This is a genomic window from Halopseudomonas sp. (assembly GCF_038130085.1).
Taxonomy (GTDB): Bacteria; Pseudomonadota; Gammaproteobacteria; order Pseudomonadales; family Pseudomonadaceae; genus Halopseudomonas.
This window is the reverse complement of the sequence record NZ_JAYPMU010000010.1, coordinates 56,526-69,321: the sequence shown is the minus strand read 5'-3', so window position 1 is coordinate 69,321 and position 12,796 is coordinate 56,526. Positions and strand designations below refer to the sequence as shown.

Genomic DNA, 12,796 nt, shown 5'->3' with positions numbered 1-12,796 from the left:
CGCCCCGTTCAACCTGTCCCGCCCTCCTCCTCAAACCCACCCTGCGCAAACACCCTTGGCATTTGCCGCAAATCCGTTTAGCCTGCGACATGAATGAACATTCATTCATGTCGCAGTGCATGACCACAGACTCAACGGGAGACACCGATGATGCGCTGCACAAAACCGGCGATAGTGGCTAGAATGCGCGAATGAATACTCATTCGACTCCTGCCAAAGCACCCCGCCCAAAGATCAAGGATAAGCGTCAGGCAATTCTCGACGCGGCTCTGAAAGTCTTTGCCGCAGGTGGCGTGAACGGCGTTCCCATGCCGGCCGTGGCCGAACAGGCCAAGGTCGGTACCGGCACCATCTATCGCTATTTCAGCAGCAAGGAAGTGTTGGTCAACGAACTGTTCCGCGAACGCCGGCAGCTCAAGCGTGACCTGCTGTTCGATGGCCTTGATCGCCGCTTGTCGGCACACGAGCAGTTCCGCGTGGTCTGGCAGCGCATGGTGCACTACAGCCGTGATTATCCGGACACCTACCGGTTTCTGGAGATGCAGGACCATCGGCCCTATCTGGACGAACAGAGCCGACAGCTGGAGCAGACGTTCTTCGCCCCGCTGGTGGCGCAGTACCGGCAGTACCAGCAGCAAGGTATCTACCGCAGCGATCTGCGTCCCGAGGTGCTGATGGCGATGGTCTGGGGCGCTTTCGCCAACCTGATCAAATGCGAACGCGAAGGACTGCTGGTGTTGCAGCCAGCCGACCTCAACGCCGCCTGCGAAACCTGCTGGTCGATGCTCACTGGCTGACACCCTTGCTGCCCAACCAATAACAAGAGGCAGCAACCATGAACAAAGCAGCAAAATCCATCGGCGCACTCGGCTTGTCTGCGGCGCTGAGCGCAGGTGCAGTGGCGGGCGAGGCGGAAGATCGTTTTCTGCAGATGATCGAGAGCGGCGAGGCCTATTCGGCTGAAACACTGATGCCGCTGTTCAAGCAGCTTGAAACGGTCAGCCTGGAGTTCATGCTCGGCACCTGGCGTGGCGGCAAGTTTGACGGCGGCGCCGAACCAGACCCGCTGAACTGGTACGGCAAGCGCTTCACCAGCATCAACGATGTCGAGCCCATCCTCTACCCGGGCCCCGACGGCACTCTACAGAACTACGACAAGCTTGGCCGCGCGCAGATCCGCGAGATGGTATTTGATGGCACCGTATCCGCCGCCCTGATCTACGATCAGCAGCCGATCATCGATTACTTTCGCAAGGTCAACGACGACGTGGTAATTGGTCTTGGCGACATCAAGGGCAAACCTCTGGAGTTCTTCTTCCACCTGACACGCGACGGGCAATAGCGGCGCTGTGGCATCGGCAGTCCGCTGTTAACAAATCGCCGCTTTTCAGAACTGCGCCCGGACATAAATCGGGTTAGGATTGGCAGCACATCAACGCCGGCCACGCCGGCGTTTTCCTGTCACCCGTCTGGAGAACCCCCGTGTCCAAACTGGTCCCCGCCATCGACCCAGAAGGCCTGCTGGAATATTCAGTGGTCTTCACCGATCGCTCCCTCAATCACATGTCCCAGACCTTCCAGCAGGTCATGCGCGACATTTCTGACACACTCAAAAGCGTGTACAACGCACACGCGGTCGCCGTTGTCCCCGGTGGTGGTACCTACGGTATGGAAGCAGTCGCGCGCCAGTTTGCTCAGGACAAGAAATGTCTGGTCATCCGCAACGGCTGGTTCAGCTATCGCTGGAGCCAGATTTTCGAAATGGCGCGCATTCCGGCCAGCGAGACCGTACTCAAGGCGGTCAAATCCGACGCCGGTAACCAGCCGGCATTTTCCCCGGCGCCGATCGATCAGGTTGTCGCCGAGATCCGCGCCAGCAAACCCGATCTGGTATTTGCCCCGCACGTTGAAACCGCCGCTGGCATCATCCTGCCCGATGACTACCTACGCGCCGTCGCCGACGCCGTGCACGAAGTTGGCGGCCTGTTCGTCCTCGACTGCATCGCCTCTGGCACCGTCTGGGTCGACATGCAGGCCTGTGGCATCGATGTACTGATCAGCGCGCCTCAGAAAGGCTGGAGCGCATCGCCGTGCAGCGCGCTGGTGATGTTCAGCGAACGCGCCGAGCAGGTACTGGAGCAAACCACCAGCACCAGCTTTGCCGCCGACCTGAAGAAATGGCGCCAGATCATGCAGGCGTACGAGAACGGCGGCCACGCCTACCACGCCACCATGCCGACCGATGCACTCAAGGCCTTCCGCGATACCATGCTGGAAACCCGCGACTACGGGTTCGAGAAGGTCAAGCAGGAACAACTGGCCCTGGGTAGCGCCGTCCGTGAGCTGATGCAGGAACTGGGCTACAAGAGCGTCGCCGCCGACGGTTTTGGGGCTCCCGGCGTGGTGGTCAGCTACACCGACAACGACGGCATTCAGAGCGGCAAGGCGTTTGCTCCGCTCGGGCTGCAAACCGCCGCCGGCGTGCCATTGATGTGCGACGAGCCGGAAGGCTTCAAGACCTTCCGCCTTGGTCTGTTCGGCCTCGACAAGCTGCACAACCCGGAGCGCACCGTCGCCACCCTGCGCGACGCGTTCGGCAAGCTCTGACGCCGCAAGGCAAGCAATAAAAAACCCGGCACAGGCCGGGTTTTTTATTGCTCACACCAAAAGGCTCAGCGCTTGTTCGGCTGCTGCGCCATGATTTCTTCCATGCTCAAGCCAGTCAGGCCGTGGATAGTGCGCCAGAGGTAGAACAGGATCGCCATCATCATGATCATCGACGGAATCGCGATCATCGGATAGCTGACCAGCGTCATCTGTCCCAGTTCCTCGTTAAACGCCTCAGTGCCTGCCGGGCTGACCACAATCCACTTCGCAACGATGTAGTTCATCGCCGAGGAAAAGAAGAAGGTGCCGGCGAGAAAGTAGGTCGCACGCAGCAAGCGCAGATTGAACATGTCGACCAACCCGCGCTGCTGCAGGCGCTCGTTTACCAGCGCAACGTTAATCACTTTCTCGTTGTAGAGCATGGTGCGAATCAGCGGATAACGGGTGCGGGTCGAGATCAACACTGCCAGCCCGAGCACACCGGGTACCGCTGCTTCCTTGATCGCCAGCCATTTGGTGTCGAGCTGCAGCACCCCGATACCGCCGGTGAGCAGCACGCTCACCACGCCGAGCAGTGCGATGAAGTTGAACTTGCGGTACTGCACCAGCTCGAACAAGCCCCAGCCAACCGGCAGCGCTAGCGCCACAACCAGCGCGTTGGTCGCGCCCAGATTGTCGTCGCCACTGAGTTTCATGAGGATGATCGAAGGAATGATGATGCTGACCAGCAGGTCGATCAGCGGGCGCGGCTTGTGCTGCACCGGGGCGGTTTTCGCGTCAGACATGGCAGAACAGAGAGTCTCGGGCGGAATGAAGAGGGGCCATCATACACTGGACGAGCGGCTCGCATAGCAGTGCGGGCCGCTCAACCGCCGATCGGTCAGCGCAGCATGGTGCTGACCAACCAGCCGGTGTACCCCACATAGGTCGCCAGCAGCAGGATACCGTTGAAGCGGGTGACCTGCCCCTGCTTGCCGAAGCGGCCAATGCCCATGACCAGCAACACTGCGGTCAGTACAAACATGATCACCCAGTCGCGTTGCAGCACTACCGGGTCAACCGCCAGCGGCGCAATGCCAGCTGCAATACCGACCACCGCGAGGGTATTGAACAAGCCAGAGCCAATCACATTGCCCAGCGCCAGATCATGCTCGTTGCGACGAATCGCAGCCAGCGAAGAAGCAAGTTCAGGCAGAGAGGTGCCGACCGCAACGATGGTCAGGCCGATGATCAGATCGCTTACACCGAGACTTTCGGCGATAAATACCGCTCCCCAAACCAGCACCCGGGAGCTGACAATTAGCAGCACCAGCCCCAGCACCAGCCAAAACAGCGCCTTGGGCAACGGCATCGCGTGGGCGGCAACCTCCTCGGCGTACTCTCCGGACAAAGCGTCGTCCTTGCCGCGCATGCCTTGGACAATGGACCAGCCCATCAGTACAAAAAATACGCCGATCAGGACCCAGGCATCGTTGCGCGAAAGCTGCCCATCAAGCAGCTGGTAACCCGCCAGCAGGGTGATGCCGAGCAGAATCGGCAGCTCCTTGCGGATCACCTGCGAGTGCACTTTGATCGGGCTTATCACCGCAACCAAGCCGATGATCAGCGCAATATTGGTGATGTTCGAACCGTAGGCATTACCCAACGCCAAGCCTGGGTTACCCTGGCCAGCGGCCAACGCCGACACCACCATCTCCGGCGCCGAGGTGCCGAAGCCGATGATTAGCATGCCGATCAGCAGCGGCGGCATACCTGCATGACTGGCGGTCGCCGACGCACCGTCAACAAAGCGATCCGCACTCCAGACCAGCAGAGCCAAGCCCACAACAACCGCCGCCAATGCCAACAACATCATCAGATTCCTGTGCCAAGTTTTAAAAGGCGTCCATTATCAATGAAAGCCTTCAGTGTAGACAGGGGCAACCGCGAGCAGCCGTTACAAAAAAATTCAGCTCCCCGCGAATCGGCCGATACACTGTGCAACCGCCGAAATACCGTGGTGAAGGACCGCCCAACAACCCTGACGACAGGTGCCAACATGGCCATCAACCGCTCACTGCGACTGCAAACCCTCGTGCTCATGGCTGGCAGCCTTGCGCTCATGCTGCTGGTATCACTAGCGATCACCCTGTCGCTGGCCAACAGCGTCAGTGGCTACCGCGACCTGCTGGAGCGCCCGCTGACCAGCGCAACGCTGATCAACCGCGCCAACCTGGAATTCAAGACCCAGGTGCAGGAATGGAAGAACGTGCTGCTGCGTGGGGCGGAGCCAGCGGACAAGGAAAAGTACTGGCGCCAGTTCGAGACCTCTGAGCAGGCGGTGCAAACGACCCTGCAGCAGATCGGCACGTTGGCGCTAGCGCCGGAGACACTGGCAGAAGTACGCGCTCTGGCTGAGGATCACCGCCAGCTCGGCTCGCGCTACCGCGATAGCCTGCGCGCCTTCGAGGCCGCGGGCATGGACCCAACCGCGGGCGACCGCGCCGCCCGCGGTATCGACCGCCAGGTCAGCGAGCAAATGGATCGGCTGTCCAGCCACCTCAACGAGGCCGCGCTACAGCACAGCAGCGAAATCAACGCGTCCGCCGCCAGTACCGTCTGGATCGGGCTCGTGGTGCTGGTCGTCGCCGCATTGGTCATCGGCGTGCTCAGTCAATGGCTGGTCAACCGTCGGCTGGTCAGCCCGATTACCCAACTGATCGCCCAGATCGAGCGCCTGAGTCAGGGTCGCCTGGGTCAGCCCGTCAGTCTGCACCGCGCCGACGAACTCGGAACGCTGGCACGCGCCGCCAATCAGCTGCGCAGCTTTCTGGAAGACACGTTCAGTCAGCTGCAGCGCAGCACCAGCGAGCTGGACCGTGCCAGTGGCGAGCTGAATACCATCGCCACGCGCATGGCCCACGGCAGCCGAGAGCAGTTCTCGCGCACTGATCAGGTGGCTACCGCCATGCAGGAAATGTCCGCGGCGGCTGCCGAAGTCGCGCAGCATGCCGCCGAAGCCGCCCGCGCCGCAGACGATGCCGACAGCAACGCACAGGAAGGCGGTCAGGTGATGCAGGACACCATTCACGCCATGCGCGACATGCTGGCACAGATCACCCAGACCACCGAGGTCATTCGCCGCCTTGAGGGCGACAGCAATCGCATCGGCAAGGTGCTGGATGTGATTCAGGGGATCGCCGAACAGACCAACCTGCTGGCCCTCAACGCGGCCATTGAGGCGGCGCGGGCAGGCGAAGCGGGCCGCGGGTTCGCGGTAGTGGCGGACGAGGTACGCACCCTCGCCCAGCGCACGGCCGAATCAACCGCCGAGATCCAGCAGATCATCCACGATGTGCAGTCCGGCGCGGGTGAAGCAGTCAAGGCCATCGCCGTCGGTCAGACCCGCAGCGAAGCGGGCATGCATCAGGTCAACCTGGCGGGCGAGCGCCTAACCCAGATCACCGTAGCCATCGAGTCGATCCGCGATATGAACCGGCAGATCTCCACTGCCGCCGACGAGCAGACCAGCGTCGCGGAAGACATTACCCGCAACATCACTGAAATCACCGACATCGCCGCCGCCAACCAGAGCGAGGTGGACAACACGGCTCGCGCCAGCCAGTCGCTGCATGACCTGTCCGGCGAACTGAGCACCCTGACCCAGCGCCTGTCGGCCTGAGTCAGGGCTGCAGCGTCAGGCCGTCGCTACGGCAGCCTGACGCTGGCGCTCTTCCTCGTAGAGCTCCTTCTTCGACAGCTTGCCAACCGGAGTCTTCGGCAGCTCGCTGCGAATCTCCATGGCGCTCAAACGCTCGTGCTTACCCAGCCGGGTAGCAAGAAACGCCTGCAGCGTCTCGAAGTCGAAGGGCTCAACGCCGGTGCGCAGTTTAATGAAGGCCTTCGGCGCCTGGCCGCGATACGGATCATCAATCCCGATGACCGACACTTCCTCGACGCCCGGATATTCGTAGATCGCTTCCTCGATCACCCGCGGGTATACGTTGTAGCCGCTGCAGAGGATCATGTCCTTGGTGCGGTCAACGATGTAGACGTAGCCGTCTTCGTCCATGTAACCCACATCACCGGTACGCAGGAAGCCGTCGGAGGTCATCGCCTCGGCGGTCGCATCTGGTCGTTTCCAGTACCCGGCCGTGATGTTCGGTCCCTTGATGCAGACCTCACCACGCTCGCCGAGCGGCAACTCGGTTTCACCCCCATCCAGCGGCAGGATACGAATCTCGCTGCCCGGCACCGGCACACCGCATGAGCCGGGCCGTGGTTGGGCGTCACGCGGCGTGAAGGTGCCGCTGGTGGTGGTTTCGGTCATGCCCCAGCCCTCACGCAGTGCGCAGCCCGAACGTGAGAAGTACTGCTGCTGCACCTCAACCGGCAGCGGCGCGCCACCGGAGTTGGACATTTTCAGCGACGACAGATCGAACTGGTCGGTCTGCGGGTGAGCAAGCAGGCCAATGAACATGGTCGGCACGCCCGGGAAGGTGGTAATGCGGCTTTGGCTGATTTCACGCAGCACGGTCAGCACGTCGAAGCGCGGGTGCAGATAAATCTCGGCAGCCGCACGCAGACCAAAGATCATGTTTACCATCAATGCGTAAATGTGGAACGGCGGCAGCACCGCCAGCACGCGCTCTTGTCCCGGCACGATGGCCGAGCTGAGCACTTCACGCAACTGGGCACAGGAGGCGGTGATGTTGCCGTGGGTCAGCATCGCGCCCTTAGGTACGCCAGTGGTGCCGCCGGTGTACTGCAACACGGCCAGCGTATCGGCCGGATCCGCCAGCGGGTGTGTCTGGTAGCAACCATCGTTGGCGAGCAACTCGGCAAAGCTGCAGCACTGAGCGTTCCACTCCACCGCGGCAGGTTGCCCGAGCAACGTGCGCTGTTCATCGCTCACCGCACCACAGAACTCGACCAGATTACCCACCACCAACTGACGCAGGCGAGTACGTGCCATCAGCGTCACCATCCGCGGGTAAAACGCCTCCAGATCAAGGGTCAGCATGATGTCGGTCTGGCTGTCTTCGATCTTGTGTTCCAGGGTGCGCTCGGCATCCAGCGGCGAATAGTTCACCACGGTACCGCCGGCACGCAGCACGCCAAGGAAGCCGATGAAGTAATGCGGGCAGTTCGGCAGATACAGACCGACATGAACGCCGGGACCCACCCCGAGTTTCTGCAGACCGGCGGCCGCGCGGGACACCAGATCGTCGAGTTCGCGATAGGTCAGCTTGTGACCAAAGAAATCAATGGCGGGGTTATCCGGAAACTCGGCCACCGCCGCGTCCAGCAGGGCAGGAATGGCCTCGGGGGTGTAGGACAGGTCCCAGCTTACGTCCTCGGGATACGACTTCAACCAGCGCAGTTCGGTAGGCACAGCACGTTCTCCATATCCGGTCTCGGCGACTTTGGCTCGAGGCCCTTTCTTGTTTCCCTCAACCCTAGTCCCGGTAGCCGCCATCAGAGAAGCTCGATTGACTGCGGATATGTCGCTCCATAGCTCCGGCCACCCCGAAAGTCGCCAAGTTGACACTTTCAGACACTCCACAGACTCCCCTGACTATTGCTCGCATCGCGCGCACAGGCTATACAGGGAGACCCTACGCCCGCAGGAAAGAACAAGAGAAAAGGAATGCGTAAACGTCTCACCCCGCTATTGATCGTAGTAGTTGGAATCATCGTCTTCATCCTGCTGCGCGTAACCCGAGATCAACCCGAACCGCTGGGCACCCAGGAACGCTCCTGGCGCGTAGCGACCGAAACCATAGCGCCTGATGCCTTTCAGCCGCGCCTGACCCTCTACGGCCAGCTGGAGTCGCCGCGCCGCTTTACCGTCGTCGCGCCCTTGGCCGGACGCATCGCGGCACTGCCCGCTACCGACGGCAGCCAGCTGAAAGCAGGCGAACTGGTAGTGGCGCTGGATGAGGCCGACATCAAACCGCGGGTCGAGCAGGCCAAGGCCGAACTGGCTGACGCCAAGGCCCAGCTGGAAAGCGAGAAACTCGCCCACGCCGCCGATCAGCAGGCCCTGCGCATGGAGCAGCGCCTGCAGGAAAACGCTCGCAAGACCCTCGACCGCATGCAGCAACTGGTGGCCCGTCAGATGGTCTCCACCGTCGAGGTCGACAACGCCCAGGACGCGTTGGATCGCGCTGCACTGACCGTAGCCAACCGCCAGCGCAGCCTGTCTACCTACCCGTCACGTCTCGCCGCCCAGCAGGCTCGGGTCGAGCGCGCCAGCGCCAACCTCGACAGCATCCAGCGCGACGCCGAGCGCAGCCGCTTTGTCGCGCCGTTCGACGGTGTAGTGGGCGCGGTGCAGGTTGCCGTAGGCGATCAGGTCAACACCAACGCGGCGCTGCTCGACTTCTACCCGCTGGAAGGCATGGAGCTGCGCGCCCTGGTGCCGCAAATCCATAGTCAGGACTTCATCTCCGCCCTGAGCCAGGGCCAGAAACTCGACGCTCACAGCCTCGACAGCACACCGCCGATCGAACTGACCCTGACCCGCATTGCCGGCAAGGCCGACGCCCGCGGCATCGAGGCCATCTTCCAGGTCGAGAACCCGCGCCCGGAACTTCGCCTCGGCACCCTGCTGGCCATCAGCGTGGCCCGTCCGGCCCACGACAACAGCGTCGCCCTGCCCTACAGCGCGCTGTACGGCAATAACACCGTTTACACCGTCAACGACAGCCGCCTGCAGGCCATCGCCGTCGAGCGCGTCGGCGAAACCCTCGACGAGCAGGGCAACCGCCGGGTACTGGTGCGCTCCGACGACCTCCAGAGCGGCATGCAAATCGTCACCACGCACCTGCCCAACGCCATGTCCGGTCTGAAAGTGGACACCGGTGAAGCGGTGGCGGAGCCGGCCAAATGAGCAACACCGGACCGCTAGGCTTCTTTGTTCGCCACAAGGTTGCCGCCAACCTGCTGATGCTGGTCATGCTGATGGGCGGTGTGATCGGCCTGTCGCGGATGAATATCCAGTTCTTTCCGACCTTCGCGCTCGACTTCGTCACCGTGCGCGTGGTCTGGAACGGCGCGGCCGCCGAGGACGTCGAGCAGGCCATTACCATTCCCCTGGAGCAGCGCCTGCGTAGCCTCCAGAACCTCAAGAACATGACCTCGACCTCCGCCCAAGGGGTCTCCAGCATCACGCTGGAGTTCCGCGAGGGTACCGACCCGATTGTTGCGCTGGACGACGCCCGCCAGCAGGTCGACGAATTCCGCAATCTACCCGCCGCCGCCGAGAAGCCCGTGGTCGTGCGGGTTGCCCGCTACGACCCGATCGCCAACCTGCTGCTCTACGGGCCATTCGAACCGCATGAGCTGCGCACCATCGCCAACCGCATGGAAGACGATCTGCTCAACCACGGCATCGACCGGATCGTCATCAATGGTGTGCCCGAACAGCAGATCAGCATCGAAGTACCGAATGCCGAACTGCGTCGCCTTGGCATGTCGCTGGATCAGCTGGCCAGCCGCATCAACGCCGAATCCCGCGACCTGCCCGCCGGCCAGGCCGGCGAACTGGACTCCGCCAGGGAACTGCGCGCCATCGAGCAGCGCCGTGACCCGCAAGCCTTTGGCAGTATTGCCCTGCAGCCGGAAGGCGACAGCTACCTGCGCCTCGGCGACATCGCTGATATCCGCCAGGAGCCACGCCGCAATCAGGTGTTATTGCGTTACGACGGCCAGCCCGCGGTCGAGCTGCAGCTAGAGCGCAGCGAAGATGGCGACTCGCTGGAGTCAGCCAAGATCCTCAACGACTGGCTGGAAGAGATTCGCCCGACACTACCGCCGCAGCTGCAGATTCACGTCTACGATCAAGCCTGGCAGCTGATCGACGACCGTATCCGCCTGCTGGTCAATAACGGCCTCGGCGGCTTGGTCCTGGTGCTGATCCTGCTCTACCTGTTCCTTCCGGCCCGCGTGGCGCTGTGGGTTGCCGTCGGCATTCCAACCGCCTTCCTCGCCGCCATGGCGGTGTTCTGGGTGATCGGCGGCTCGATCAACATGATCTCGCTGTTCGCGCTGATCATGGCGCTCGGGGTCATCGTCGACGATGCCATCGTCGTCGGTGAGGACGCTGACGCCCACCACCGCAGCGGCGAAGCCTCCGAGCGCGCCTCCGAGGGCGCCGCCAAACGGATGCTCTGGCCAGTCGTCGCCTCATCACTGACCACCATCGCGGCGTTTATGCCGCTGCTGATGGTTGGCGGCATTTTCGGCAACATCCTCGGCGACATTCCGGTGGTAATGATCTGCGTCTTGATTGCGTCGCTCCTGGAGTGCTTCGTCGTCCTGCCGCATCACCTGCGCGAAGCCTTCCGCCCGAGCAAGCCGCGGACAGGGCGACTCGCATCCATCGGCAACCGTCTCGACGATGTGCGAGGCCGTTTCGACAGGGCCTTCAACCGCTTCCGCGACGGCCGTTTCCGGCGCCTGTCACAAGCCGCATTGGCGAACCGCGGTACCACCCTGGCCTGTGCACTGGTCAGCGTGATCATCACCTTCGGCCTGCTCAGCACCGGACGCATCGGTTTCAGCTTCTTCCCCACCCCCGAGCCGCAGGTGCTGTACGCCAACGTCAGTTTTGTTGCCGGCACGCCGCGCACCAGCATGGTCGAGTTCATGCGGGAGCTGGAGCAGAGCCTGGGAGAGACCGAAGAAGCGCTGGGCGGGGATCTGATTCTCACCGCGCTGACCCGCGAGGGCGAAATTCTCGGCGACAACGGCGTTGCCCGTCAGGGCGACAACCTCGGCTCGCTGATGGTCGAACTGGTCTCGCCCGACCACCGCGATGTCCGCAACAAGACCTTCATCCGCGAATGGCAACAGCGCATTCAGCGCCCACCCGGCATCGACCGCATCAACATCACCGAACAGCAGAGCGGCCCGCCCGGCAAGGACGTCGATATCCGTCTGACCGGCTCTGACCCGCAACAGCTCAAGGACGCAGCCGACGCGCTGTCGGTGATCCTCGCCAGCATCGAAGGCGTGGTCAGTACCGACGACGACATGACCTGGGGACGCGAGCAACTGGTCTACAGTCTGACGCCCTACGGTCAGGCGCTGGGGCTCAGTATCGAGAGCGTCGGCAATCAGCTGCGCGCCGCCTACGATGGCCGGCTGGCACAGATCTATCAGGACAAGCGCGATGAAATCGAAGTCCGCGTTCAACTGCCCCGCACCGAACGGGAAAGCCTGGCCAGCCTCGGCGACCTGAACATCCGCCTGGATGACGGGCGCTTCGTCCCGCTCCGTCAGGTAGTGACTTTCTCCAGCAACCAGGGCTTCTCGGCCCTGCGCCATGCCGACGCGCAGCTGGCCACCGACGTTACCGCCGATATCGACAGCAGCCAGACCACCGCGGGCGTAGTGCTCAAGGCCGCGGCGCAGGAGCTGCCAGCCTTGGCCAGCCAGTACAACGTGCGCTACAGCTTCGAAGGCCGCTCGGTCGACCAGCAGGAAACCCTGGCCGACATGCGCGACGGTCTGATCATCGGCCTGCTGCTGATGTACGCCGTGCTGGTGTGGGTGTTCTCCTCTTGGAGCACACCGCTGATCGTCATGTCGGTTATCCCGCTCGCGCTGGTTGGTGCGCTGCTCGGCCACTGGGCCATGGGGCTGAACCTGACCATCCTGTCGCTGTTCGGCCTGTTCGGCCTGTCCGGCATCGTGGTCAACAACTCGATCATTCTGGTCAGCTTCTATCAGGAGCAACGCAAGCGCGGGCTGGACGTCAACGAAGCGCTCAACGAGGCCGTGGTGCAGCGCCTGCGCGCGGTACTGCTGACGTCGCTGACCACCATCGGCGGCCTGCTGCCGCTACTGTTCGAGACCTCGCTGCAGGCGCAGTTCCTGATTCCGATGGCCACCTCGATCGCCTTCGGCCTCGGCTTCTCGACCCTGCTGGTGCTGCTGGTGGTACCGGCGCTGCTGTCGCTGCTGGAGGGATGGAAAAATCGCCGCGCGGAGCGCAAGGCCCAGATCGCCTGAACCGGGCGGGTCGAGCGCCAGCTTGGCCCGCCAGCCTGGGTGTAGTGCTTTGGCGGTATGGCCCTACCGGCAGCCACAGCGGCTGGCAGGCGCGGCTGGGCTGAAAGCAAAAAGGGCCCCGCCATGCGGAGCCCTTTAATTGCCCGGTAGCCATCCAGCGCAGCGAAGACCATTCGCTGCGCTGGCCACC

9 protein-coding genes are annotated in these 12,796 nt (G+C 62.6%); 6 read left to right on the top strand and 3 right to left on the bottom strand.

Translation table 11 applies throughout. The annotated features are described in order from the left end of the window. Nucleotides 1–191: 191 nt before the first annotated feature. The 3 genes from AAFM31_RS09565 to AAFM31_RS09555 all read left to right on the top strand — a co-directional run bounded on the left by AAFM31_RS09565 (nucleotide 192) and on the right by AAFM31_RS09555 (nucleotide 2,607). A complete protein-coding gene (locus AAFM31_RS09565; protein ID WP_341707692.1) occupies nucleotides 192–797 on the top strand; it encodes a TetR/AcrR family transcriptional regulator in 606 nt (201 codons plus the stop codon). Nucleotides 798–835: 38 nt separating this feature from the next. Then, nucleotides 836–1,342: a DUF4334 domain-containing protein gene (locus tag AAFM31_RS09560; RefSeq protein ID WP_341707691.1), complete on the top strand. Its 507-nt coding sequence runs from the start codon at nucleotides 836–838 to the stop codon at nucleotides 1,340–1,342. A 140-nt stretch (nucleotides 1,343–1,482) separates the two neighbouring features. Next, on the top strand, nucleotides 1,483–2,607 hold the full coding sequence (locus AAFM31_RS09555; protein ID WP_341707690.1) for an aminotransferase class V-fold PLP-dependent enzyme: 1,125 nt from the start codon (nucleotides 1,483–1,485) through the stop codon (nucleotides 2,605–2,607). 65 nt (nucleotides 2,608–2,672) lie between these two features. On the opposite strand, the gene AAFM31_RS09550 is transcribed toward AAFM31_RS09555, so the two are convergent. Together AAFM31_RS09550 and AAFM31_RS09545 are read right to left on the bottom strand one after the other, a co-directional pair. Beyond that, nucleotides 2,673–3,392 carry a VC0807 family protein gene (locus tag AAFM31_RS09550; protein ID WP_341707689.1) on the bottom strand — a complete coding sequence of 240 codons (720 nt, stop codon included), beginning with the start codon at nucleotides 3,390–3,392 and terminating at the stop codon, nucleotides 2,673–2,675. 95 nt (nucleotides 3,393–3,487) lie between these two features. Beyond that, nucleotides 3,488–4,459, bottom strand: a complete 972-nt coding sequence (locus AAFM31_RS09545) for a calcium/sodium antiporter (protein ID WP_341707777.1) — start codon at nucleotides 4,457–4,459, stop codon at nucleotides 3,488–3,490. 186 nt (nucleotides 4,460–4,645) lie between these two features. Between AAFM31_RS09545 and AAFM31_RS09540 the strand changes: the two genes are divergently transcribed. Then, complete coding sequence (locus AAFM31_RS09540) at nucleotides 4,646–6,268, top strand: methyl-accepting chemotaxis protein (RefSeq protein ID WP_341707688.1); 1,623 nt, start codon at nucleotides 4,646–4,648, stop codon at nucleotides 6,266–6,268. A 15-nt stretch (nucleotides 6,269–6,283) separates the two neighbouring features. On the opposite strand, the gene AAFM31_RS09535 is transcribed toward AAFM31_RS09540, so the two are convergent. Continuing rightward, on the bottom strand, nucleotides 6,284–7,981 hold the full coding sequence (locus AAFM31_RS09535) for a long-chain fatty acid--CoA ligase (protein WP_341707687.1): 1,698 nt from the start codon (nucleotides 7,979–7,981) through the stop codon (nucleotides 6,284–6,286). 255 nt (nucleotides 7,982–8,236) lie between these two features. Here AAFM31_RS09535 and AAFM31_RS09530 point away from each other — a divergent pair, with 255 nt between their 5' ends. Then, a complete protein-coding gene (locus AAFM31_RS09530) occupies nucleotides 8,237–9,481 on the top strand; it encodes an HlyD family efflux transporter periplasmic adaptor subunit (protein ID WP_341707686.1) in 1,245 nt (414 codons plus the stop codon). Beyond that, the gene (locus AAFM31_RS09525; protein ID WP_341707685.1) at nucleotides 9,478–12,606 is read left to right on the top strand and encodes an efflux RND transporter permease subunit; all 3,129 of its coding nucleotides are present in this window, start codon (nucleotides 9,478–9,480) and stop codon (nucleotides 12,604–12,606) included. Before AAFM31_RS09530 ends, AAFM31_RS09525 begins: the two co-directional genes overlap by 4 nt. The last annotated feature ends 190 nt before the right edge of the window (nucleotides 12,607–12,796 follow it).